Origin of the sequence: Haloarcula regularis (genome assembly GCF_029338315.1) — an archaeon.
Taxonomy (GTDB): Archaea; Halobacteriota; Halobacteria; order Halobacteriales; family Haloarculaceae; genus Haloarcula; species Haloarcula regularis.
Genome location: NZ_CP119794.1, coordinates 2,745,744 through 2,768,862, shown reverse-complemented (window position 1 = coordinate 2,768,862; position 23,119 = coordinate 2,745,744). Strand labels below are relative to the sequence as shown.

The following is a 23,119-nucleotide window of genomic DNA, read 5'->3' as shown; positions in this document are numbered from 1 at the left end:
AAACGCGAGCGGACTGCTTACTGCTGGAGGACTTCGACACCGACGAGCTCGGCGCCCGTGAGCGCGCGGATGTACGCGCCGCCGGCGATGGAGACGTGGTCGAAATCGGCCTCGTCGAGCCCGTACATGCCGATAGCACGCGAGGTGTCGCCGCCGCCGACGACCGAGAAGCAGTCCGTGTCGGCGATGGCCTCGAGGACGCCGACGGTCCCAACCGAGAACGCCTCCATCTCGAAGACGCCCAGCGCGCCCTTCAGGAAGACGGCCTCCGAGTCGCGGATGACCGGCGAGTACTCCATGACCGTCTCCGAGCCGACGTCGAGGAAGTCGATGGCGGCGTCCTCGGGGATGTCCTCGACGGCGATCTCCTCACGGCCCGTCCTCGCCCTCGTAGGCCATGTCGACGGCGAGCGTTATCTGGTCGCCCCGTTCCTCGAGCATCTGCTCGATCTTGTCCTCGTTTGCCTCGTACTGCTCGTCGTAGAGATCCGTGTCGCCGACGTCGTAGCCCACCGGGTACCCTTCCGCGCGCAGGAACAGCTGGCCGGCGACCCCGCCCAGCAGGAAGTCGTCGACCGTCTCGCCGAGGTGGGTCATCACGTCGATGACGTCGGTGGCCTTGGTCCCGCCGACGACCATCGTCACCTGCCCGTCGAACTCGCGCTCGGCGATAGCGGTGTTTGCCTCGTACTCGGTCTGCATGACGCGGCCCGCGTAGGCCGGCAGGACGAGCGGGAAGCCCACGAGCGAGGCGTGCGAGCGATGCGCCGCGGAGTACGCGTCGTTGATGTAGGCGTCGAAGTTCGGGGCGAGGGTCTGGACGAACTCAGTCTCGGCCTTGACCTCGGGGTCCTCCTCGGGCAGTTCGTCCTCGCACATCCGCGTGTTCTCTAAGACGAGCACGTCGCCCGCCTCGAGAGCGTCGACGGCCGCCAGCGCCTCCTCGCCGTAGGTGTCGGCGACGAAGTCGACGTCGTGGCCGACGTGGTCGGCGAGGATGGCGGCATGCTGTTCGAGCGAGACGAAGTCGTCGCCGCCCGGCCGGCCCTGGTGGGCGAGCACGGCGACGGCGAAGTCGCGGTCGACGAGTTCGCGGATGGTCTCGGCGTGGCGTTCGAAGCGACGGTTGTCCTGTACCTCGCCGTCCTCGACCGGCGAGTTGAGGTCGAGACGCACGAGGACGCGCTGGCCGTCCTCGAGGTCGTCGAGCGTCTGGAAGGTCATGTACGCGGACCCACGACTGGGGGACCTTTAGAGATTGTGTAGTCGACCGACGGGCGACGAAATCGGGACACAGCGAGCCGTGATGTCGTCGGTCACGCGACCCTTATCTCCGGCTAGTGGCTAGACTAGAGGCATTGAGTAAGGATACACTCGACATCGCAGGCCTCCCCGACGACCTCGGACTCATGGCGGACCTCGACCGCGCACAGCAACGCGTCAGGATGACCGTCAATACCCGCCGCTACGGCAAGGCGGTGACCGTCGTCGACGGGCTCGACCCGAAGACCGTGGACCTCGACGAGCTCGCCTCGACGCTGAAGCGGACGCTCGCCGTCGGCGGAACCGTCACGGACGACCGCATCGAACTCCAGGGCAGACACGGTGACCGGCTCCGAGAGGCGCTGGCTGCCGAAGGGTTCGACGTAGAAGCCTGAGACGGCGGTTCGTCCGTCCGCTGACGGCGCTCCCGCTCACGACCTGGAAAGAGAGAGAAGACAGTGCGACTTACTGCTCGGTGATGTACTCGGCGACGTCCAGCATCCGGTTGGAGAAGCCGTACTCGTTGTCGTACCAGGTGAGGATCTTCGTCATCCCGTTGACGACGTTCGTCGACTGGAGGTCGACCTGCGTGGAGTAAGGGTCACCCACGATGTCCGAGGAGACGACGTGCTCGTTCGTGACGCCCATGACGCCCTCGAGGTAGCCCTCGGCGGCGTCCTCGAACGCGGCGTTGACGTCGGCCTCGGTCACCTCGTCCTGCAGGTCGACGACGAACTCCGTGATGGAGCCGTTCGGGACCGGGACGCGGATGGCCATCCCGTCGAGCTTCCCATCCAGCTCGGGCAGGACCTCGGTGGTCGCCTGGGCGGCGCCGGTCGAGGTCGGGATGATGTTCTCGGCGGCCGCGCGGCGGCGGCGGGGCTTGCCGTTCGGGCCGTCGATGAGGTTCTGCGATCCGGTGTAGGCGTGGACGGTCGTCAGCTGGCCCGACTCGATGCCGAACTCGTCGTTGAGCACCTTCGCGACCGGCGTGATTGAGTTGGTCGTACAGGAGGCGTTCGAGACGACGTCCTCGCCGTCGTACTCGTCGTGGTTGACGCCGTAGACGATCTGCTTGACCGGCTTCTCGCCTTTCGGCGGGGCCGAGATGAGCACCTTGTCCGCGCCGGCCTCGAGGTGCTGGCTCGCGTCCTCGTAGGTGCGAAAGATGCCGGTCGCCTCCAGGGCCACGTCGACGTCCAGGTCGTCCCAGGGGAGCTCCGTCGGGTCGGTCTCGTGAAAGACGCCCGCCTCGAAGTCGGTGCCCTCGACGGTGAGGACGCCGTCGTCGACGCTCGCACCCGCCAATTTGCCCATGACGGTGTCGTACTTGGCGAAGTAGTCCATCTCCTCGTCGTCGATGACGTCGTTGACGCCGACGAGCTCGACGTCGTCGTTCTCCAGCGAGGCACGGAATACGTTGCGGCCGATCCGGCCGAAGCCGTTGAGGCCAACGCGAACTGGGTCGCTCATACCGTCTGAAAAACGTCCGGTCTGGAGTAAAGTATTTTCGAAGTTGAACTCGGATGTGTGTAAATGATTGATTTCGCCCAGAACCTATCATCGATACACAACCACCGCACGACCACAGGTAGTTCACCCGACAGAAGGCTTTTGAGACGGTCGCTCGTACGATACCCCACTGATGAGACGCGACGATAGAGACGACCCCTTCGACGAGTTCTTCCGGGAAATCGAACGGATGATGAACGAGATGATGGGGGCGGAAGGGGACGTCCACATCGACCGGAACGCCACACCCGACGGGGGGAACCTACACGTCGACGTCCACGAGACCGAGGCGGAGATCCGCGTCGTCGCCGACGTCCCCGGCGTCGACAAGGACGCCATCGACCTGAAGTGCGACGGGACCGCGCTCACCATCGACGCGAGGAGCGACCAGCGCGAGTACCACGAGCGGCTCTCGCTGCCCGCCCGCGTCGACGAACACTCCGCGTCGGCCACCTACAACAACGGCATCCTCGAGGTCACGTTCGACCGCGAAGAGGACTCGGCCGACATCGAGCTCTAGAGACCGCTTTCCCTCGGTCGGGAGCCCGTCGCGCGCTCGTGATGACCGACGATCCGAGAGTGGAGCCGCTAAAGGCGGTCGCCAGCGGCGCTCCGGAGCGGTGAGCGCCTGGTCCGCATCGGCGACGCTGTGTGCGATTCCGCCGGGTCACTCGCCGGGACAGCCGAGCTCGTACTGGTTCGTCCGCGCCTCGGCGGGCAGCTCGACCGAGACCGGGTCGCCGTAGTCCGCGAAGGTCGTCGTCATGGTCGCGGTCGCCGAATTGTCCCCCTTCGAGACGGTGAACCGGAGTTCCGTCCGGAGCAGTCGGCCAGTGTCGGCGTCGATCCAGGCTCGCAGTTCGGGGTCCTCGATGCTCGGTCCGCCGAACACCGGTTGCGACCGGTCCTCCCGGTACTCTGTCAGCGCCTCGACGGTCGGTTCGCCGGTGACGACAACGGCCCGCTCGCCGTCGACGGATTCGGTGCCGTTCCAGTAGAGCGAGCCAGACTCCAGCAACGAGAGCTGCCGGGCGGCGGGGGTCTGATTCAGCCAGCGGTCGTCCTCGGCCGGATCCTCGACTGCCCAGCCGTCCCACGGTGGCGCACACTCCCGGTAGACAGTCCGGTTCAGCACGAACGCGCGGCGTGACTCGCCGTCGCTTGTGGCCTGCTGGTACATCGCGCGGTCAGCGACGTCGACGGCGCCGGTCAGGTCGACGTCGACCCGCTCGGAGCGGCCGTCGGCGGACGTGGTGACGGTCATGTGTGATTCGAAGCGATACGACTCGGTCGCCTCGAGCGCGTCCGTCGCGTTGTCGAGCGCCCCGACGGCACGCGCCTCGCGTGTGTGGTCAGGGGCAAGCAGCGAACAGCCAGCAGTCAGTACACAGACGACCAGCAGGGCGTGGAGGGCAGGGCGGGCCATGGGCGGGCGATTGCGTCGCACTGGTACTTATGTGTCCCGACGGCGCTGCCGGCGGTGGGTACGAGAGCCACGGTCGTACCGCGGGCCCGATCAGTCCCGGGCTAAACACGTTGCGTGTGCAGGCCCGTGCTATTTGCCCCTCGGCACCGAACTGGAGACCACGCTATGGCCACGATAGATCTGCAGTCCGCCAAGCGGATCGGTGTCGTATCGACGGTCGTCGACGCTGCGTTCGCGTTCGCTCGTGGACGCAAGAAGAGTGGACTCGTGCTCCTCGGCGCGGCTGCGCTCTCGTCCCGGGTCCCCGGGCTCGGGGCGGTGGTCTCGCTGTTCCTTCGAGTCGTCCGGTGGGTGCGTTGATTCCGTCACCCGTATGGTCGACGTCGCTGGCCACCTCGGCATGGCGTTGCTCTGGCTCGCGCCGGCGTGGATCGTCCTCGACCGGCCTGAGACGGCGGGCACCTTCGTCGCGTCGGGCTTCCTCTTCGGGATGTTTCCGGACGTCGACCTCGCCATCAGCCCGATAGTCCCGACGGTCAAGCACCACGGGGTATTCCACACGGTGGCGGTCGTGACGGTGCTGGCCGCAGTCGTCGGGCCGCTGGTCGGGAGGCTCGTCGCTTACCTCGGCGGGCGTCGGGAGCTGCTCTCGACGCAGGCCGAAGCGACCGCCTCCCGGTTCGGGTTCTTCGCGGTCTGGGTCGCGGGACTCGGCCACATCTTCGCAGACGTGCTCTCGGCGCCGGACGTCTCCGAGGCGATCGAGCCGTTCTGGCCGCTCTACCGGCAGCCCCTCGGCGTCGACGTCGTCTGGTACAACGACCCCTGGGTCAACTGGGGGCTGTTGGCCGCCGGCATCCTCGTCAACCTGGGACTGTACGCGTACCGGCGGTGACCCGCTCGCAGTCTCGCTCACCTGTCCCGGGCCGTCGTCCGAATCAGCGCCGCCAGCCGGTCCCAGAACCCGTCCTCGTACTTCGTCGCGCTGTCGATGGTCGGCCGGGCGTTCGTCTCGTTGACGACGGCGCGGTCCTCGCTGACCAGCAGGTCGACGCCCAGATAGGCGACATCGAGGACCTGGGCTGCTCGCTCGGCCAGCGCCCGGAGCTCGTCCGGCAAGGCGACCCCCTCGGCGACGGCGCCCCGGTGGACGTTGTGCTTCCAGCGGCCCGCCTGGCTCGCGTCGGCAGGGAGTCGCCGCTCGACGGCCCCGACGTACTCGCCGTCGACGACCATCGCCCGGTAGTCCGTCGCGTCGGCGATGACCTCCTGGACGAGGAACGACTGGTCGCCGGTCGCGCGGTAGTCGTGGACCAGCGAGAGGTAGTCACAGATTCCCAGGAAGGAATCCAGATCGTGGGCCTTCGCGACCCCGACGCCCCGGGTCGTCGAGTTCGGTTTGACGACGACGGGCGGTCCCAGGCGCTCGAAGGTCGTCACGAGGTCGGCCTCGTCGACGGGGTTCGACACCATGACTGTCTCGGGGACCGGCACGTCGGCCCGCCCGAGGCGGGTAAGGACGTCGGCCTTGTTGCGCGAGCGCAGGATGGCCTCGCGGTCGTTGACCCACGGCACGTCGAGATAGGCGTCGGCGACGGCGCCCTCCATGATGCGCGTCGGATAGACAAAGCCCACGTCGAAGTCGTCGAAGGGGTTCTCCGAGAGCGAGATGGCCCGCTCCTTTGCCTGGACGTGGCCCACCTCGATACCGCGGGCAGAGAGCGGGGCGCCCAGCCGCTCGTAGGTCTCGGCGTTCGTCGCGACGGCGAGGGTCAGCATCGCCCGTCGGTTGGGGCGGTCGGTACAAAGACCTGTCTCAGGGTGTCGGGATCGGAGAGCTCGGTCGAAATTTTCGCGATCCGACACCTCCTGCGTCGTGGCTGTCGAGAGAGCAGTCACACGGGACTGCGACTGGGGCCAAGCGAGGTACCACTATCAAGTCTGCCAGTCAACGAGCTTCTCGAAGCCGTAGGTAAATCCGAGGAAGACGACGGCGAACACGAACCAACGGAAGACATCGAAGGTCCCAGTGAACGCGAGAACGTTGAATATGTACGAGAGCGACGCACCAACAGACGCAGCGATGTAGAGGGTACGTCGGCTTTCCATGCAGTCGCTTCTACCGAGCGTGAAGTAATCCTTTCCTAGTGAGTTACACGAAATCCGACTTACTCACGTCAAAGAATATATCCTTACTGCGCCGCCAAGTCGTGATAATGACCAGCTCCGATGATCCTCATAATTTACAACGATTCGTTGACGCACAGGACCCTGTGATAGAGCAGGTGAAACGAGAACTGCGATCAGGCCGCAAACAGAATCATTGGATGTGGTTCATCTTCCCGCAGGTCGAGGGACTCGGCAAGAGTCCGAGGGCCCGGAAGTATGCGATATCGTCACGAGAAGAGGCGGAAGCGTATCTGGCCCATCCTGTATTAGGGCAACGGTTGCGAGAATGTACGGAGATAACGAACGGAATCGAAGGACGCACAGCGAACGAGATATTTCGCTCACCCGACGACATGAAGTTCCGTTCGTCGATGACGTTATTCGATGCTGTCGCAGATGATCCGACTCCGTTCCGGACGGCTCTGAAAAAGTACTACGATAATAAAACAGACGAAAACACACTGGAGTTTCTTTCAGATTAACACCAGTATCGGGCCAAGAGCTACGGTGTAACCGATAGGAACGCCTCAGTTCCCGTTGATAATTCAGCGGTCCGAAACGACGGCGACGCTGGAAGAGTAGTCCCCCGTATCGACTGATTCTCCGTCTTGACTGTGGGCGGAGGGCTGCTGACCGGCTTGCGTACCGTATGCAGCACGGCCTCGACAATCTGCTAGGCCTGTCAGTACCGCCGTGCAAGATACAGAGGAGATAGTCAGCACCCTGCCGTGTTTAGCTGTCGCCACTGCCTTTTCCTGCATGGTGGGCGTCGATGCCGAACAACAAGCCAGCGAGGAACAGCAGCTCGTTCCCTTGGTAAAAGTTCTGAATCACGTAATCGACAAGTCCGATATCCGGCGCGGCGATGCCGAAGATCACCAAAACGAGCGCGATGAGGGCCGCGAGTCCGGCAATCGCTCTGATAATGACACCGGAGAACAATCCAACGACGAATACCACAATCGCTGAAAACAAACTCATGTTGGTGTCAGTTCGAATCGCACTGAAGTATAGATGTCTCTACGGTCCATGCGATAGCTGAACTCTATCGTTCGACCGGCTCGATGCCCCTTTGCAGTGGGACGAGAAAGCGCTCACAGCAGTACAGGTGGGTCAGTTCCCTAGTCACTGTTATGGATAGGCACCGATGGGTGATACGCGCTGTGTATCTCACACGGCGTCAGAGAACCCCGTTGTGTGTGACAGGTATGTACAGAGAGCTACAATTGGCAGCCGGAAGGTCGGTGTGTTACTGAGAGACGCGGCGGGTTTGTACTCGAGGCGACCCCACCAGAAGCCAACAACGCGACATCGGTACGTTACGCGTTATCACACCTTTCCTGAGGGCGCATCGTGCAGGCCACTCACTCCGGTTCGTCGTCCTGGAGTCGCGCGATCTGAACCTCCAACCGACCGACGTTCCGCTCGATTCGGTCCAGCCGTTCGCTCACACTGCCGCCCGAGCGAATCCGGAGGAGAAAGTAGCCGAGGCCACCCAAGAACCCAACGAGAACCAGTGAACTGCTTCGGGGTCAAGCCCCGAGGCTTCCCGTGGATTAGTCGGACACACCTCGAATACCATTGGGATGATGCCCTATAGCAGTATCCGAGGTCACGGTCGAGGCGTCCACAGCCCCCGATGCCTGCCGTCGCACCTTCCGAACTTGGGGAAGGCTGTTGAGAGCAGGCACATTCCAGTCCTGATGCTTCTTGATGCCTTTCACGGCGATATTGACGCTTGCACCACGGTCGCTGTGGTCTTGGTGGGAACACGACCGACACTTGAATCGCTTGTTACGGTTCGCCCGCTCCGTGTGTCCACACATCGGACACTGCTGACTCGTGTATTCAGGGTCAGTCCACGCCGTTGGCACGCCCTCGAAGGCGGCTTTGTACGACGTGTAGTATTGGAGCGCACGGAACGGAAGGTGGTGCAAGCGTCGGTTCATCCGCGTGCCGTAGTCGATACTGTCGCGCATCTCTTTGAGGTCTTCAAAGACGATGCACGGTTTCTCGAACTGCTGGCTCCACTCCACGATGTGACGGCTCACCTTGTGGAGTCGGTCACGGACGAACCGTTCTTCCCGACCGTCGAGCGTATCGTGCATACTCGGTTTCTCGGCGTTCTGCACCCGCTTTCGCATCGTGAAGTAACGGTGTCTCTCGAACTTGATTTCGGGGAAATCGATGATCAGCGTATCCTCGACGCCCTCTGCTGACAGTGCCGACAGTGCCACGTTGTCTTCGTTCACGTCCACGCCGATGACTGTCCGAGAGTCCTGTTTCTCTCGGACGGTACGCTCGGTGTTCGTGACATTGACGTGCAACTCGGGCGTTCCGTCGTTGAACAGGGCTTCGGCTGTCCCGATGGTCCACTCGTCACCAGCGAGTGCCGCTCGCAGAATATCGAGATGGGTATCGTCACCCTTCAGCACGCCTTTGACGTGTTTATACGGCTTGGCACTGATACGGAACCCCACGGTTCCATCGTCTCGGAGCGTGAGGTTGTAGCCTTCTTCGTAGTTGGCTCGGAGCGGGTACGCGCCGTCTTTGGTGTGACTCGGCAGGCCGAAGTCGTCGTACTCGTGGTAGTTTTCCATTGCGCCGAGTGCTTTCGCAACGACTCGCTGTGTGGTGTTTTTTACGAGTCCGGCGTTGTTGGCCACGCGGTCGGGGATTTCATCCCAGTCCACGCCCTGCTTGGCGAGACGGATAGTTTCGTTGTACGCCCACCGCGATTCGAGCGTGGCGTCGTACAGCAAACTCTCGTTGTCACTCTGGATATTCAGCTGGAAATCCAGCGTCTTCACGAGAGTCTGTGCGTCGGTCATCTGCCTCATCCCAGAATAGTAGTGTGCCGTGCTTGAATGTCAGCCATCCACGGTGAAAGTGGAGCACTCACCCGAGCGTACGGCCTTCACCATCGGGGTCAAGCCCCGAGGCACTCGGCCTGCTCCGCCTGTAGAATGTACGGCTACACGGGCGGAGCAGCCGCGATTGTTACATATCACCAGAATTAATATCTATTGGAGAAAACCGGGCACGGGATGGTCCCCAATCAAGCCCCTCCACGAGCATCGCACAGATGATCGGGTCGGTGCGAACGCGATCTTCAGCATCGATCTGGTCCGTGGTCGTCCTCACGTTGCTCCTCGTCACAGTCGCCCCAATCGCTGTGGGGACAGTGTCGGCCGAATCCAACATCGCCATCACTAACGTGACACTTTCGACCGAACAGCCGGCCCGGCCAGCTGGTAGAGGTCAGGACGACTGTTCGAAGCTCGATGAACGAGTCGAAAGCGGTGAAGATAACCGACGTATACGTCCGACCGGCGGGTAATGCCAACGACAGAGCGCGAGCGGAGAACATCGGAACCGTGAGTGGCGGTCGGAGTTTGACGGTCCCACTGACGCTCTCGTTCGACGATCCCGGCGTGAAGAACCTCCGCGTGTACGCTACCGGACGGATGCCCGACGGCGACTACGTCCGGCGCGAGTACCCCCTGACCGTCGTCGTCGGCGGCGATGGTCCCGGACTGAACGTGCGGGCACAGAATCCGAAGGTCGGTGGCGAGACAGAGGTATCGGTCAACGTGACCAACGGCGAGACGAACGAGATCCGCGACGTCCACCTCCTCGTAAACGGCTCGAACGTCGCCGTCGAGAACCCCGAGCGTATCGCGGCGGTCCTCGAGTCCGGTTCGAAACGGTCGTTCACCTACACCGCGACCTTCCTCGAAGACGCTCCGAGCACGGTACGGGCAACGCTCCAGTACACCACGGACGGTGGGCAAACCAGAACTGCCACGAAGCAGATACGCGTCGGAACCGACCGGCTCTCCGCGTCCGGTGACCGCCCCCAGGTCGAGCTCTCGGTCCGTGACGCAGTCCCGGGTGCAACCAGACCGGTAAACGTCACCGTTTCGAACGGTCTCGACGAGGAAGTCCGACAGCTGCGGGTCAGTGCATCCTCACCGTCGGCGGCGTTCGACGTCACTCGGCGCGTCCGTGCCAACTTGTCGGCCGGCGAGACGGCCACGTTCACGTTCCCCGCGACCGCCGAAGAGACCGGTACACTCCCGGTAAACGTGACGCTCGAATACACCCAGGACGGAGTGCGGCGCCGGACGACACAGACGATCCAGGCCTCGTTTACCGCTCCACCGAACCCCGCCGAAGTGACCCTGACGGATCTGGATGCGGTCCAGAGAGGCGGGCGGATCGAGATCTCGGCAACGGCCGGGAACGTCGGATCGACGGAAGCGGAGGCCGTCGTCGTTTCGGTCGGTGATGGACAGCGAGTCGGTGGCGCCGAGTACTTCATCGGCGAAATAGCGGCGAGCGACTTCGCCTCCTTCACCCTCCAAGCGAACGTCGATGGGAACGTCTCCTCGGTCCCGGTCGAGGTACAGTACGTCGTCGACGGCGTCGAACAAAGTGCGGTTACCGAGGTCCCCGTCGAGCGCGAGGTCGTCACCCGAACGTCCAGCGGGGGCGGCTTCCCGGTACTGCCCGTCGTCGGACTCGTCATCGTGCTCGCTCTGGGCGCGGTCGGGTACCGCGTGTGGCGGTGATCGATCGTGCCTGTCGACGACCGACCGGGAGACGGCGACGGCAACGAAGCCACCACGGGGACGCCGCTCATCAGTGGAACGAACGTCGTCAAGGAGTACCAGACCGGTGGACAGACGATCCGCGCGCTAAAGCGGATCGACTTCCGGATCGATGAGGCCGACTCGGTCGCCATCGTCGGCCCCTCCGGCAGCGGCAAGTCGACGCTCCTGAACCTGCTGGGTCTCCTGGACGTCCCCACGTCGGGTGAGATCCGTCTCAGGAAACAGGACGTCGCGACGCTCTCGGACAGCGAACGCAACCGCGAGCGAAAACAGACGATCGGGTTCGTCTTTCAGAGCTATTACCTCATTCCCACGCTGACGGCGCTCGAGAACGTCGAGATGCCCCGGATGCTCGACCGGACTCCCAAGAAGACGCGTGATCGAGCGACGGAGCTCCTGGAACGAGTCGGGCTCAGCGACCGGTTAGATCACGCACCAGACGAACTCTCGGGCGGACAGAAACAGCGGGTCGCGATCGCTCGCTCGCTGATCAACGACCCAGAGCTCGTGCTCGCCGACGAACCGACGGGGAATCTCGACCGCGACACCGGCGATCAGATCCTCGATCTGTTCGAGGAGCTCCGAGCTGAAGAGGGAGTTGCCGTCGTGATGGTCACTCACGACGAGTACGTCGCGGAGGCCGCCGACCGAGTGGTCAATCTAGTCGACGGCACCCTTCGGGCGCCAGACACGGCCACACGCGCCGATGGAGGGCATCGTGACCGGGAATAGTGACGATCGAGACCGCTCGTCGATGAGCAGGCGCAGGCGCATCGCTGCCCTCGTACCGACCGTCTTGCTGGCGCGTCGGAACGTCTCCCGGGCGACCGCACGGTCGACACTGGCTGTCGTCGCTGTCGTCATCGGGGTCGTGGCCGTCGGAGCTATCGGCACCGGTGGCGAAGCCTTCAAACAAAACCAGGTGGCGGCGTACGAGGGGTTCGGGGGTACGGCGACCGTCCATCCCGTCGTGTATCCAGAGGCCGAGGACCCCAACCGTAACTTCTCCGATGCGGAAGTCGCCCGGATGCGCCGGGCGGCAGCGGGTGCGACGGTCATTCCCGTCGTCCAGCCGTTCGGCTCGCTCGTCCGCACCCCGGCCGGAGAGACCGTCGTCACCGCGCAGGTCAAAGGTATCGAGGACCCCGGTACGTTCTACGAGACTGCCAACGGATCGGTCCCGGAAAACTGGCGGCGCAGCGTCATCGTCGGTTCGCGGATCGCTGCCGACAACGACATCGAGCCCGGCGATCAGATTACGGTCGTCGTCGAGGACGAACTCGAGGGGACATTCCCGGTCGCAGCGGTCCTGCGACCACAGGGGTTTGCTGACCCGCTTTCGGCCGATCAGTCGGTCTTCGTTCCCGTCTCGAGGTTCGACGACGCGACGTACGACGAAGTGATCGTGAGAGTCGACCCGTCGGCGGGCTCGGTCGCCGGGGCAGCTACCGCTATCGAGACTGAGTTCAATTCGCGCAGACGAACCGTCTCCGTCCAACAGGTCCAGCAACAGCGCGAGCAGTTCGAGCAATCGTTCGAGACGGTCAACCAGTTCCTCATCGGCGTGGGCGCAATCTCGCTGCTCGTCGCGGGCGTCACGATCGCCAATACGCTGCTGATGTCCGTCATCGAACGTGAGGGGGAGATCGGTGTCCTGCGTGCGGTGGGGTACACCAGAGGCGCCGTGGTTCGCATGCTCGTCGCCGAAGCGACGATACTCGGCATCATCGGGGGCGTGATTGGCGTACCGATCGCGCTCGGTATCGGCGCGGTGATCAACGTGTTCCTCGTCGGCGACCCACTCGCGTTCACCCGGGCCGGGCTGCAGTACGTCGGTATCGGTTGCCTCTTTGGAATTACGACCGCGCTCGTCGCCGGCGTCTATCCAGCCTGGAAGGCCGCGAACAAACGACCTGCGGAGGCGTTCGACTGATGGACAGAGCCGTCTCGGCAGTCTGGACCGAGATGTCACTGCATAGGTTGTACGGCAAGCGAGGTGAGCGCGGATGAGCAGACTCTACCGGTTGACTGGCCGATTCCCCGTGGTCGTCATCGCGTGGCGGAACGTTTCGCGTGCGAAGGCCCGATCGGCACTCGCGGCCGCAGCGATCGTCATCGGCGTAGTCGCGATCGGGGCGATCGGGGCAGGCGGGGCAGCGTTCAAGCAGAGCCAGTTCCAGTCCATCCAAGAGCAGGGTGCGACGGACGTCTTCGTCGCCCCAGGGATCGACAAAGAGCCCGGACACTTCGATCGTGAGGACGTGAAAGCGATCGAGGAAACGGTCGGTTCGGCAGGCGTCGTTGCCACCAGAGGGGGAGAAGCGGAGTGGGTGAGACGGGGCGACAGGCGCGAGTCAGTGTCGATCACGTACATGGACGATCCGCGGTCGCTGTACACCATCAACGACGGAGCGATACCTGAGAACTGGCGGCGGAGCATCGTAGTCTCGAACGAATTCGCCCAAGAACACGGACTCGGCCCCGAAAGCCGACTCACGCTCGCGCTCGACGAGGACACGGGAGCGACCTACCGGGTCGTCGCCGTGCTCGCAGCGACGCAGGGTTTCGGATCGAGTGACGTGTATCTCCCGATCGAGCAAGCGCCCGCCCGTGAGTACGACCAGGTCCGCGTCCGAACGCGGTCCGTCGACCGGGCGGAGTCCACCGCGGATGCCCTTCGGGAACGATTCAACGATCGGGAGGATCGGCTGCTGGTCTTCGAACTCACGTCCCTGGTCCGACTGCTCAAGACGATCGTCAACGGGATCAACGTGTTTCTGACGGGACTGGGGTCTATCTCGCTTTTGGTCGCTGGCGTCTCGATCACGAATACGATGCTGATGGCGGTCATCAAGCGCCGCGAGGAGATCGGCGTGCTACGGGCGACGGGGTACGGGAAAGCCGACATCGTGCGGATTCTCCTCGTCGAGGCAGTTATCCTGGGAGTGATCGGCGTAGTCGTCGGGTTGGCGATCGCCTTCGTCGTCGCGTCGGTTGCCAACGCGATATTTCTCGGCGACCCTCTCGCGTTCACGTCCGATTCGCTCCTGTATCTGCTCGGCGCTGCAGCGTTCGGCATTCTGACGAGCCTCATAGCCGGGGCGTATCCGGCCTGGCGTGCAGCGAATGAACGTCCCGTTGACGCGCTGCGCGGCTGAGGCCACTCGTGATCGCCCTCGCCCGGTCGGGTGTCACCGATGGGGGCTCTCACGGGTGCCTCGCCGCGGTCGCAGGTCGTCAAGCACTTGTCTGTATCGGGCAAGCCGAGCGTATGGACGCGACATACCTACACTACGCGCTGCTCGCGATGGGGGCGTACGCGCTCGTTTCCCCACTCATGCGCGTAGCGACGACCGGTCCCGACGCGATTCCGAGCAACGTGGCCGTCGTCATCTCTAACACCCTGCTCATCGTGATGGCACTCGGTGTGTTGTGGCACACGGATCAGGGCATAGTCACGTATCTGTCGTCACGAAAAGTGGCGTACGTGCTCGCGGCGGGCATCTTTGGGGATCGGAATCATCTCGTTGTACCAGTCGCTGTCTCTGGGCCCCGTAAGCGTGGTCACGCCCATCTTCGCGATGTTTCTCGTCTTCTCCTCGGCGATCGGGGTTCTCGTTTTGGGCGAGGAGTTTACCACGCGCAAAGTGCTCGGCATCTGCTTCGCCGTGCTGGCCGTCTACTTCATCTCGGGCGCGTGACGAACGCGACGACACGACCGCGAGTAGTCCCCCGAAACACAGGACCGACTCCATGCACGCTTCGTCCTGTATGCACCACGCTGCTGGAACGGATCACCAGTGGAAGGGGGCGCCATGATCGAGTAGCGGAAACGCTGCAACGAGCAGGCGGCGAGCGAAGCGAGCCGTTTCACCGGTCGCGAACAGCGAGGTCACGGAGACCTCGTAAGCGAACGGCGGAAAGCGCCGTGACCGAGTGAGCGACCGGCAGTGTTCCCCACGTGTTTCCAAGGAGTCGCCACGCTGTGCCCGCAGCGCCGCTACGCGGCGCGAGGACATCCGACGACGTGCGGATCGGTCGTGAAAAAGTGGTTACGCGATGAGCAGCTCTTCGCCGCGCTCGACTTTGATGCGACACGAGGGAGTGATCTTGTTGTACGCGCGGCGGAACGCCTCCTTGACGTGGCCGGCGTCCTCGACGTTGCAGTAGGCGGTGAACAGCTGCTCGCCGGCCTGGATGCGGGCGGCGGTGCCGACGATCTTGCCGAACGCCTGGCGCATCCCGTCGGAGACACGGTCGGCCCCGGCACCGGTCGCCTGCTTGTTCTCGCGCAGGACCTGGTGGGGGAACTTCCGCAGGGTCATCTTGTAGTCGCCGTCCTCGCCGAGCTGCTTGATGAGGTGGCGGTTGGCCGAGAGGCGGGAGGCCTCGAGCGACCCGTGGCGCAGCTGGCAGACTCCTCGACGATGAGGCTGATCTGGACGGGGTAGTCGTCGGCGTCCTTTTGCTTCTGTCCCATCTTGTGCTGTGCGATCTTCGAGCCCGGGATCCCCGTGATGTACTCGCGGCGTGTGTACGAGGGTTTGTCGATATCCCGATACATCGAGGCAGGTTTGTCAGACATGGGTACTCTTGAGTCATACCTGGCCAAGCGTCCCAATAAGCGCTTCGAAGGGCGCTCGAGAGTCGCTGTATGGCCGTGTCTCACACACGCACGGCGGAGGCGGCGACGGTGTCGGCCCCCTGGGTGGTGACACCGAGGTTACTTTCCTGGGGTGTTTATCCCCGTCAGGCCCGTTCATCCGGTATCATGAATATGCTCGTCGACGGCGAGTGGCGCACCGACGCCTACGAGAGCACGAACGATGACGGCGAGTTCGATCGGCAGGACACGACCTTCCGGAACTGGGTTCGCGACGACCCCGACGCCCGGTTCCAGCCGGAGGCGGGGCGCTATCACCTGTACGTCTCGCTGGCCTGTCCGTGGGCCCACCGGACGCTGCTCGTCCGGAAGCTGAAGGGGCTGGAGGACGCCATCGGCGTCGACGTCGTCGACCCCTACCGGGCCGAGGACGGCTGGCAGTTCACGCCCGCGAAAGCGGGCTGTACCGAGGACTCGCTCTACGGCTCGGACTACCTCCGGGAACTGTACGTGAGAGCCGATCCCGACGCCACGTGTCGCGTGACCGTCCCGGTCCTCTGGGACACGAAAGCGGAGACCATCGTCAACAACGAGTCGAAAGAGATCCTCCGGATGCTGGACACCGAGTTCGACGACGTGGCCGACAACGACGTCGACCTCTACCCCGAGGGGTACCAGGACGACGTCGACGACATCATCGAGCGCATCTACGAACCCATCAACAACGGCGTCTATCGCTCTGGGTTCGCCAACTCGCAGGCCGCCTACGACAGCGCCGTCGAGGACCTGTTCGACGCGCTCGACCACTGGGACTCGGTGCTCGAGGACCGGCGCTACCTCGCCGGCGACCGCCTGACCGAGGCGGACGTCTGCATGTTCACCACGCTCGTGCGCTTCGACGAGGTGTACCACACGCACTTCATGTGCAACCACCAGTTCATCCGGGAGTACGACAACCTCTGGCCGTACCTGCGCGACCTCTATCAGACGCCTGGCGTCGCCGAAACGGTGAACATGGCACACATCAAAGAACACTACTACACGACCCACCCGGACGTCAGCCCCAAGCGCATCGTCCCGAAGGGGCCCGACTCCGACTTCGAGGCTGCTCACGACCGGGACGACCTGCCGGGGGAACCGCCCGAGGACCTGGTCGTCACCGCGTAGGCGACCGCTTTCTGTGCGTGAGAGGGGAGGTGTGGTTATAAGTCCACGTATCACCGTCACTCGCCACTGAACTGGCCTCGTGACGGGGGCCGCGGCGTAAGTCCGGTCGTCGGCCTCGTCCTGATGGTCGCTATCGTCGTCGTCCTCGGCACGGGCAGCGGCGCGTACTTCGTCTCGTGCAGCGAGCAGGAACCCACGCAGGCGCCACAGGTCGCCATCGTCGCCGAGTACAGCGAGCGCACCGGTGGCAACGGCGAGTCCCTGAACCTGAGCTTCGAGAGCGGCGACACGCTCGAGCGGGCCGGCCTCACTCTCGTCGTCAGCGACGCGAGGAGTTCCGGCGGCGCCGCGACGCTGACGGCGGCCCCGCTGCGGGCACAGGCGCCGACGCGCATCACCGCCGGGACCGAGATTACCATCCACGCCGGCCACTTCACCGGCGTCGGTGCCGGAGAGCACCTTGACCTGAGCGAGGCGACGCTCCGGTTCGTCTGGGAGACGAACACCGACGAGGAGACCGAGACCTACGTCATCGACCGGTGGCCGGCCCCGAGTCAGCGATAGGCGGGGGCGGAACCACGGGGACCGCGCTCAGGGTCGCCAGCCGCGCAGGAACGCCGCGGCGACGCCGCCGGCCGAGAGCGCCAGCGGGATACTCAGCGTCCGGACGACCAGGACGGGCGCGGCGGTCACGGCGGCCGGGACACCGGTGACGACGGCCAGTGCGCCGGCGAGCAACACGTCGTAGGCGCCGATGCTGGCCGGAATCGGGACGGCACTGGCCACCTGTGGCAGCGGGACGAGCACGACGATGGGAAGCAGTGGCACCGCCGTCCCGGTGCCGGCGAGCGCGACCCACAGCGCCGCCGCGGTGAGTACCTGTTCCGTCACACCGCCGAGAGCGACCAGCGCGAGCAGTCCGGGGCGGTCCCGGAACCGGACGATGCGGGTCCAGAACCGGTCGGCGGCGGCCGCGACGGTCGACCGGTCGTGGGGCACCTCCCGGTACAGCGAGGAGAGGAGTCTGACGACCGGCGCCAGGACCGGGACCAGCGCCGCAGAGAGCACCCGCCGTGACCGGAGCGTCACCGCACCGACGAGCAGTAGGCCGCCGAGCGCGCCGCCGAGCGTCGTGAGCAGGGCTGTCGCCGACGGCGTTCCCAGCAGGAGGGTGGCGGCCAGGACCGTCGAGACGGCCAGTTGCGAGCCCGACTTCACGTACTTCGCGACGCCGCGGACGCCCAGCGCCTCGCTGTATCCCGTGTCCGTCGTGACCCCGATGAACCGTGCCACGATGGGTTCGGAACTCACCGGTCCGGCGGGGCTGAGCGTATCGAAGAAGTCACCCGCGAGCGCGAACTGGAGGCTCTGGGCCGGCGAGAGGCCGTCGCCGAGCGGCCGCACCGACGCCCAGACACCGATGCCGTCGGCGAGCGCCTCGGCGACGACGAGGAGGACGACGGCGGCGAGTGCGGGGCCGCCGATGGTCGACGCCCGCTCGATGACCTTGTCGGCGCCGACGAAGTGGAGGTAGCCGGCCAGGGCGCCGACGCCGACGGCGGTCCCCAGGAGGAACCGGGCGAGGTCGCGTCTCGAGGGAGTCACTGGCGGAAGGTACGGAGACGCCAGTTTCATGTTTCCTATGTGGCCTATGTATCGCTATATAGTCGAGGCGCGAGCCCACCTCGTGCCGGCGTGGCCGGGACGAATACCGCTGGCGGGGAACGCCCGCGCCGGACCGCGCTCACCGACTCGTCACCGGCGTCACGCCGGTCGTCATCCAGCACCCCTCGTAGGGGGGTGCGGTCTGGTTCTGGACGCGCCAGGTGTAACTCGTCGTCGTGCCGTCCGGACCCAGCACGCTGACCCGCTGGGTGGCGAGGTCACCGTCGCGGTCGAGCGGGCCGTACGCGACGGCCCGCGCAGTGAACAGCGGCCGGTACCCGACGATGAACGCGTCGGCGAACCCGTCGAAGGTGGCGAAGGACTGCCGGTAGGTGGGCGCGAGGAACCGCCAGGTGACGTTGAGGCCCTCGTCGGTGGTCGGGTCGTTGGTGCCCAGTGTGGCCACCTGGATGTGGATGACCTGGCCCGGTGGGCGCTCACAGGTCGGGTGCAGGGAGAAGTACCGGGGCTGGACGGCGGCCGTCCCGTTCGTGTCGGCGGCGATGCCGGCCCAGTGGTTGCGCGGCGGCACCGCACCGGCCAGCGCGCGGCCGTTGGGTGGCGACGTCGACAGGGTCGGCGTGGCCGTCGCAGTGTCCGCGGACGGCGTGGGTCGCCCCGAGTCCGCTGGTACCGGCGCGGGCGTCACCGTCGGCTCCGCGGACGCGCTCTCGTCGCCGCCGAAGAGCCCGGCGCAGCCGGACAGGACCACGAGGGCGGCCAGCGCAACGGTGGCGACCCGCGGACGCGAGAGAGCCATACAGAACCGACGGTGGCGAGACCCTTCGCTGTTCCGTCGGGTCAGCCCAGGCGGTCCTCGACGCGGGCCCGATCGGCCGGTTCGTTCATGTTGTGACACCAGCCCTCGAGCTCGACGGCCTCGACGCTGTGGCCGGCGGTCCGCAACAGGTCGATGGCGGGTCGTCAGGTCCCGTCTCGACGACGCCCGCCTCGCTGGCTTCCTCGCGGGAGACGTCCTCGACGAGCAGTGTCGCGGCGGCGTCCGTCCCGCGGTGGCGTTCGAGGACGGCCACGAGGTTCACCCGGCAGACGTTGTCGCCGTTCATGACGACGAACGTGCCCTCGACGGCCGGGAGCGCCTGGCGGACGTACTCGAGCGGCGTCCCCTCGCCCGCCGCGAGTACCACGCCGTCCATACGGGTCGCCAGGGCGGCGAGACAAGGGTCTGCCGGCCAACGCATTTTTCCGTGGGAAATCCGGAGGATCGAACATGGAGCGGGCTTCCTTCGAGTGTGGGACCTGTGACCGGTCGGTCCGGGCAGCGGCGGCCATCCGTCCGAGCACGTACGGGGGGCTCGACGAGGACCGCTGGGAGACGCTGTGTTGTCCGCACTGTGGCGCACGGCTGACGACCGTCTTCGTCGGGTGAGTTCGGGGAAAGAACGAGGTATCTGGCTCGTGTCACCGGACCGCATGGAGAGTGAAGCGTGGCAGTCGGTGGACGTCATCCGCAACAACGAGGGGTTCCACACGTCCTCCAGCAGAAGGTCGCCGTCTACACGAGCGGCCACACCGAGGAGTCCGCGGGGTACACGAAACCGACCATCGAGCACCGACTGGTGCCGCTGACGGAGCTCACGAAGTTCGGCGGCGACTGAGTGGCACGGCGGGAGCGCCCACGGGTCAGGCTTTTGTCGGCCGATGACCGATAGCCACCGATGGCCCCGCAACTGTACGTCGGCGTCGTCTGGAGCGAGGGGGCGTGGCTCGCGGTGGGCTTTACCAAGTCGGGCTTCGACCACGCCGAGGTCTTCGACGGCATCGGCGACTGCTGGGCCCGCTACGAGGAGACGGCCCGGCGCATCCTGGTCTCGCTGCCCGTCGGCCTCGTCGAGTCGGGCGACCCGACCCGGGAGTGTGACGCGCTGGCGCGGTCGGTACTCGGACCGCGCGACGTCGCCGTGGTGACGCCGCCGGTCCGCGAAGCCACGCGCAAGCGCCGCTACTCGACGGGGAACCGCGTCCACGAGCGAAAGAGCGGCGCCCCGCTCTCGGAGACCGCCTTCGCCCTCAGCGACGGCATCGCCATGCTGGACGAACTGCTCCAGGAGATTCCGGAGGCCGCGGCGGTGGTCAGGTCGGCCCATCCCGAACTGTGTTTCCGGGCCTTCGCCGACGACCCGCTCGAGTACGCCCGGGGGACGGCCGCGGGCTACGCCGAGCGGATGCGGACGCTGGCGCGCTACGACCGCGACGCCGCACCCACCGTCCAGAAGGCCGCCGAGTCCACCGACGGTGCGGCCGTGACCGTCGCGGACGTCCTCGACGCGGTGGTGCTCGCGTACACCGCTCAGCCGGGGTCGGGAACGCTCAGGACCCTGCCGCCCGACCCGCCGACCGACCGACGCGGCCTCCCGATGGAGCTGGTCTATCGTGCGGCGGCGCCGCTGGTCGACGCCTGAATCGTGGCGACGGGACTGCCGGTGCTCGAAGTGGCTAAATATTGCTGGCTGCAGAAACCGCCTTACAGCCGCGTGAGGTTGGTCGCTCGCGGACCCTTGTCCGCCTGTTCGATGTCGAACTCGACGTCCTGCCCCTCCTCGAGGTCAGGACCGCCGACGTCCTCCATGTGGAAGAAGACGTCGTCGTCTTCGTCCTCGGTGTCGATGAACCCGTATCCACCCGTGTCGTTGAAGAAGTCTACTGTACCAGTAGCCATCGTTAGAGCCGGGTGACGTTGGTCGCGCGCGGACCCTTGTCCGCCTGTTCGATGTCGAACTCGACTTCCTGCCCCTCCTCGAGGTCAGGACCGCCGACGTCTTCCATGTGGAAGAAAACGTCCTCGTCGGAGTCCTCGGTGTCGATGAAACCGTAGCCGCCAGTGTCGTTGAAGAAGTCTACTTTGCCTGTTGCCATCGTTAGAGCCGGGTGACGTTGGTCGCGCGCGGACCCTTGTCCGCCTGTTCGATGTCGAACTCGAGTTCCTGTCCCTCTTCGAGGTCAGGGCCGCCAACGTCCTCCATGTGGAAGAAAACGTCCTCGTCCGCGTCCTCAGTCTCGATGAAACCGTAACCGCCAGTGTCGTTGAAGAAATCAACCGTTCCTTTCGCCATTGCAACTCAACAGATGCCAGTACCACGGATAACGGTGTCGGTACGTGTATCGTCGCTCGGATCGACGGAACCGACGGACAGCGGCCGAATCTTGACAGTGAACGACACACATGCGGTCCACAGCCCGACCGTTCTTGTAGGTCGCCTACGAGACGTCGACCATGCTCCGTCGCGCCCGCGAGAACGGCCCCGTGGTCCTGGTCCCCCTGGCGTGGACCTTCGCCACGGCGGCCCACCTGGACGTCGTCACCCTTCGGACCGTCCTCATCGCCCACCTCGTGATGGACGCCATCATCGTCGCCTTCACCGTCCTCTCCTGGGGCGAGATGACCGAGGGCGTGTTGCGTGCGTGGAAACTCGTCTTGCTCGCGGGCCTGGGGGCGACGCTTGCCGGGACCGCCGGCCTGCTCGCGTCGCCGCCGGTCGACCCGCTCCTGTCGCTGACCGTCGTCGCCTGGATGCTGATTCCGGCCGCCGGACTTGCCTACACCGGCCAGCACGTCGCGGAGGCCCCCTGGGTGTACAGCGTCGGCGCGATACTCAGCATCGCCGGGGCCGTCGTCTACGCGGGGACGCTGCTCACCGGCCTCCCGGCTGTCGGTCTGCTGGCCGGGCTGACCGCCACGAACGTCGGGCAGACGGCGGGTATCGTCAACGCGGTCGTTCAGTACTGACGACGAGGGACTCTGGCCGCTGCACTACTCGGGCGACGCCGGCGTCAGACCGCGCGGCGGCCCACGACGCGGTCTGTGTCGACCTCGACGTGTCCCGGCCGTCCATCCGCAGCGTGGGCCACCACATCGTCCGGGGGACGGCCGACGAGACTCTCGACGGCCGCGAGCGGTCCTGCACCCTCAACGAGGTCCGCGGGGTGTCACGCGAACAGTTCACGCGCAAGTACCCGCTCGGGACGATCCACTTCCTGCTGTGGCTGCACGGCGCGGACGGGTTCTCGCCGCTCCAGCGGGCCGTCCTGCTCGCGGCCGACTCGGCGTGGATCAACGGCCAATCGCACAACTACGGCGACAACGTCGCCGACTGGGTCGAAACCTGCCTGCCGATGGCTGGCTCGTCGCCGCACTCGAGGCGACCCAGACGGAAACCTTCGAGGCCCGCGTCGCGATGAGGTCTTTCGGACAGGGCTACAAGCAACTCGGAGTTGGGCCAGTTAGCATGCCCTGATAGAATCGTCGAAATAGCGGTGTTCTGAAAGACGTTCATGTGGTGTGTTGTCAACGCAATCGTTGGATGTGTGTGTCCTGGTTCGACCTATAACGGAAGGAACCCGAGCTTGGTGAGCTGCCAACTAAACCCGAGTCCCAGAAGTGCCAAGACTGATTGATGGATCCGAGCTCGAATCGACCAATAACGATTCCACCACGCGATTCCCGCACCAATCGTGGTCGCGGCAGTGAGAACCATGATTACAGCTGGTAGTGAGACCGCTATCTGCATCAGGAGCGGCCGCGTGAAGAGTGTGACATTGCCACCGGTCTCCACGACGAACACGAAGAGTATGAGAAACCCGATAGAGATACTGCACAGACCAACGCTTGCCGCACGGGCGAGCCACGAGGGGCTCGTCAGTCGGCGCTTTACGCCGTGAGTAACTCTATCTCGGTCG

At 65.0% G+C, this 23,119-nt stretch carries 27 protein-coding genes and 4 pseudogenes; 17 read left to right on the top strand and 14 right to left on the bottom strand.

Annotation, left to right across the window (positions count from 1 at the left end; genetic code table 11):
- Positions 1–17: 17 nt before the first annotated feature.
- Positions 18–1,224: pseudogene (locus P1N55_RS14905) on the bottom strand (phosphoglycerate kinase).
- 134 nt (positions 1,225–1,358) lie between these two features.
- On the opposite strand from P1N55_RS14905, the gene yciH reads away from it, so the two are divergent.
- Entirely contained in the window at positions 1,359–1,658 is a 300-nt protein-coding gene (gene yciH, locus P1N55_RS14900; RefSeq protein ID WP_276276312.1) for a stress response translation initiation inhibitor YciH, read from the top strand.
- A 70-nt stretch (positions 1,659–1,728) separates the two neighbouring features.
- Here the strand turns inward: yciH and gap are convergent, their stop codons facing one another.
- Complete coding sequence (gene gap / locus P1N55_RS14895; protein ID WP_276276311.1) at positions 1,729–2,736, bottom strand: type I glyceraldehyde-3-phosphate dehydrogenase; 1,008 nt, start codon at positions 2,734–2,736, stop codon at positions 1,729–1,731.
- A 172-nt stretch (positions 2,737–2,908) separates the two neighbouring features.
- On the opposite strand from gap, the gene P1N55_RS14890 reads away from it, so the two are divergent.
- Entirely contained in the window at positions 2,909–3,295 is a 387-nt protein-coding gene (locus tag P1N55_RS14890) for an Hsp20/alpha crystallin family protein (protein ID WP_276276310.1), read from the top strand.
- A 147-nt stretch (positions 3,296–3,442) separates the two neighbouring features.
- Here the strand turns inward: P1N55_RS14890 and P1N55_RS14885 are convergent, their stop codons facing one another.
- Positions 3,443–4,201, bottom strand: coding sequence for a hypothetical protein (locus P1N55_RS14885; protein WP_276276309.1), 759 nt, complete (start codon positions 4,199–4,201; stop codon positions 3,443–3,445).
- A 165-nt stretch (positions 4,202–4,366) separates the two neighbouring features.
- Between P1N55_RS14885 and P1N55_RS14880 the strand changes: the two genes are divergently transcribed.
- A complete protein-coding gene (locus P1N55_RS14880; protein WP_276276308.1) occupies positions 4,367–4,561 on the top strand; it encodes a hypothetical protein in 195 nt (64 codons plus the stop codon).
- Between the two features lie 13 nt (positions 4,562–4,574).
- On the top strand, positions 4,575–5,096 hold the full coding sequence (locus P1N55_RS14875; RefSeq protein ID WP_276276307.1) for a metal-dependent hydrolase: 522 nt from the start codon (positions 4,575–4,577) through the stop codon (positions 5,094–5,096).
- Positions 5,097–5,113: 17 nt separating this feature from the next.
- Here P1N55_RS14875 and P1N55_RS14870 read toward each other — a convergent pair whose 3' ends face one another.
- Together P1N55_RS14870 and P1N55_RS14865 are read right to left on the bottom strand one after the other, a co-directional pair.
- Positions 5,114–5,980, bottom strand: a complete 867-nt coding sequence (locus P1N55_RS14870; protein WP_276276306.1) for an ATP-grasp domain-containing protein — start codon at positions 5,978–5,980, stop codon at positions 5,114–5,116.
- 156 nt (positions 5,981–6,136) lie between these two features.
- A complete protein-coding gene (locus tag P1N55_RS14865; RefSeq protein ID WP_276276305.1) occupies positions 6,137–6,310 on the bottom strand; it encodes a hypothetical protein in 174 nt (57 codons plus the stop codon).
- Between the two features lie 107 nt (positions 6,311–6,417).
- Between P1N55_RS14865 and P1N55_RS14860 the strand changes: the two genes are divergently transcribed.
- A complete protein-coding gene (locus P1N55_RS14860; protein WP_276276304.1) occupies positions 6,418–6,852 on the top strand; it encodes a DUF1810 domain-containing protein in 435 nt (144 codons plus the stop codon).
- Positions 6,853–7,102: 250 nt separating this feature from the next.
- On the opposite strand, the gene P1N55_RS14855 is transcribed toward P1N55_RS14860, so the two are convergent.
- Both P1N55_RS14855 and P1N55_RS14850 read right to left on the bottom strand, forming a co-directional pair.
- Entirely contained in the window at positions 7,103–7,351 is a 249-nt protein-coding gene (locus P1N55_RS14855) for a hypothetical protein (RefSeq protein WP_276276303.1), read from the bottom strand.
- Positions 7,352–7,926: 575 nt separating this feature from the next.
- Positions 7,927–9,201 carry a transposase gene (locus tag P1N55_RS14850; RefSeq protein WP_276276302.1) on the bottom strand — a complete coding sequence of 425 codons (1,275 nt, stop codon included), beginning with the start codon at positions 9,199–9,201 and terminating at the stop codon, positions 7,927–7,929.
- Between the two features lie 564 nt (positions 9,202–9,765).
- Here P1N55_RS14850 and P1N55_RS14845 point away from each other — a divergent pair.
- The 5 genes and pseudogenes from P1N55_RS14845 to P1N55_RS19815 all read left to right on the top strand — a co-directional run bounded on the left by P1N55_RS14845 (position 9,766) and on the right by P1N55_RS19815 (position 14,687).
- The gene (locus P1N55_RS14845; protein WP_276276301.1) at positions 9,766–10,944 is read left to right on the top strand and encodes a COG1361 family protein; all 1,179 of its coding nucleotides are present in this window, start codon (positions 9,766–9,768) and stop codon (positions 10,942–10,944) included.
- Positions 10,945–10,950: 6 nt separating this feature from the next.
- Positions 10,951–11,718: an ABC transporter ATP-binding protein gene (locus tag P1N55_RS14840; RefSeq protein WP_379689454.1), complete on the top strand. Its 768-nt coding sequence runs from the start codon at positions 10,951–10,953 to the stop codon at positions 11,716–11,718.
- Positions 11,719–11,740: 22 nt separating this feature from the next.
- The gene (locus tag P1N55_RS14835; RefSeq protein ID WP_276276300.1) at positions 11,741–12,919 is read left to right on the top strand and encodes an ABC transporter permease; all 1,179 of its coding nucleotides are present in this window, start codon (positions 11,741–11,743) and stop codon (positions 12,917–12,919) included.
- Between the two features lie 73 nt (positions 12,920–12,992).
- Positions 12,993–14,144, top strand: coding sequence for an ABC transporter permease (locus tag P1N55_RS14830; RefSeq protein WP_276276299.1), 1,152 nt, complete (start codon positions 12,993–12,995; stop codon positions 14,142–14,144).
- Between the two features lie 113 nt (positions 14,145–14,257).
- Positions 14,258–14,687 (top strand): annotated as a pseudogene (locus P1N55_RS19815) (EamA family transporter).
- 351 nt (positions 14,688–15,038) lie between these two features.
- Here the strand turns inward: P1N55_RS19815 and P1N55_RS14820 are convergent.
- Positions 15,039–15,571, bottom strand: a pseudogene (locus tag P1N55_RS14820) (50S ribosomal protein L16).
- A 186-nt stretch (positions 15,572–15,757) separates the two neighbouring features.
- Between P1N55_RS14820 and P1N55_RS14815 the strand changes: the two are divergent.
- Positions 15,758–16,756, top strand: a complete 999-nt coding sequence (locus P1N55_RS14815; protein WP_276276297.1) for a glutathione S-transferase family protein — start codon at positions 15,758–15,760, stop codon at positions 16,754–16,756.
- Positions 16,757–16,822: 66 nt separating this feature from the next.
- Complete coding sequence (locus P1N55_RS14810; protein ID WP_276278742.1) at positions 16,823–17,320, top strand: type IV pilin N-terminal domain-containing protein; 498 nt, start codon at positions 16,823–16,825, stop codon at positions 17,318–17,320.
- Positions 17,321–17,347: 27 nt separating this feature from the next.
- Here the strand turns inward: P1N55_RS14810 and P1N55_RS14805 are convergent, their stop codons facing one another.
- The 3 genes from P1N55_RS14805 to P1N55_RS14795 form a co-directional block, all read right to left on the bottom strand.
- The gene (locus tag P1N55_RS14805; protein WP_276276296.1) at positions 17,348–18,361 is read right to left on the bottom strand and encodes a lysylphosphatidylglycerol synthase domain-containing protein; all 1,014 of its coding nucleotides are present in this window, start codon (positions 18,359–18,361) and stop codon (positions 17,348–17,350) included.
- A 139-nt stretch (positions 18,362–18,500) separates the two neighbouring features.
- The gene (locus tag P1N55_RS14800) at positions 18,501–19,181 is read right to left on the bottom strand and encodes a DUF4864 domain-containing protein (RefSeq protein ID WP_276276295.1); all 681 of its coding nucleotides are present in this window, start codon (positions 19,179–19,181) and stop codon (positions 18,501–18,503) included.
- A gap of 85 nt (positions 19,182–19,266) precedes the next feature.
- Entirely contained in the window at positions 19,267–19,578 is a 312-nt protein-coding gene (locus P1N55_RS14795; RefSeq protein WP_276276294.1) for a glycosyltransferase family protein, read from the bottom strand.
- 74 nt (positions 19,579–19,652) lie between these two features.
- On the opposite strand from P1N55_RS14795, the gene P1N55_RS14790 reads away from it, so the two are divergent.
- The 3 genes and pseudogenes from P1N55_RS14790 to P1N55_RS14780 all read left to right on the top strand — a co-directional run bounded on the left by P1N55_RS14790 (position 19,653) and on the right by P1N55_RS14780 (position 20,844).
- Positions 19,653–19,811 carry a hypothetical protein gene (locus tag P1N55_RS14790; protein ID WP_276276293.1) on the top strand — a complete coding sequence of 53 codons (159 nt, stop codon included), beginning with the start codon at positions 19,653–19,655 and terminating at the stop codon, positions 19,809–19,811.
- A 44-nt stretch (positions 19,812–19,855) separates the two neighbouring features.
- Positions 19,856–20,040: pseudogene (locus tag P1N55_RS14785) on the top strand (hypothetical protein).
- 60 nt (positions 20,041–20,100) lie between these two features.
- The gene (locus tag P1N55_RS14780; protein WP_276276291.1) at positions 20,101–20,844 is read left to right on the top strand and encodes a DUF429 domain-containing protein; all 744 of its coding nucleotides are present in this window, start codon (positions 20,101–20,103) and stop codon (positions 20,842–20,844) included.
- 62 nt (positions 20,845–20,906) lie between these two features.
- Here P1N55_RS14780 and P1N55_RS14775 read toward each other — a convergent pair whose 3' ends face one another.
- Genes P1N55_RS14775 through P1N55_RS14765 form a run of 3 tightly spaced genes read right to left on the bottom strand, consistent with a single transcriptional unit; the run spans position 20,907 to position 21,495 of the window.
- On the bottom strand, positions 20,907–21,101 hold the full coding sequence (locus P1N55_RS14775) for a cold-shock protein (protein WP_276276290.1): 195 nt from the start codon (positions 21,099–21,101) through the stop codon (positions 20,907–20,909).
- A gap of 2 nt (positions 21,102–21,103) precedes the next feature.
- Complete coding sequence (locus tag P1N55_RS14770; protein ID WP_276276289.1) at positions 21,104–21,298, bottom strand: cold-shock protein; 195 nt, start codon at positions 21,296–21,298, stop codon at positions 21,104–21,106.
- A 2-nt stretch (positions 21,299–21,300) separates the two neighbouring features.
- A complete protein-coding gene (locus P1N55_RS14765; RefSeq protein ID WP_276276288.1) occupies positions 21,301–21,495 on the bottom strand; it encodes a cold-shock protein in 195 nt (64 codons plus the stop codon).
- Positions 21,496–21,656: 161 nt separating this feature from the next.
- Here P1N55_RS14765 and P1N55_RS14760 point away from each other — a divergent pair, with 161 nt between their 5' ends.
- Both P1N55_RS14760 and P1N55_RS14755 read left to right on the top strand, forming a co-directional pair.
- Positions 21,657–22,169, top strand: a complete 513-nt coding sequence (locus tag P1N55_RS14760; RefSeq protein ID WP_276276287.1) for a hypothetical protein — start codon at positions 21,657–21,659, stop codon at positions 22,167–22,169.
- Positions 22,170–22,282: 113 nt separating this feature from the next.
- Positions 22,283–22,621 (top strand): hypothetical protein, encoded by a 339-nt coding sequence (locus P1N55_RS14755; protein ID WP_276276286.1) that lies wholly within the window; start codon positions 22,283–22,285, stop codon positions 22,619–22,621.
- Positions 22,622–23,119 lie beyond the last annotated feature (498 nt).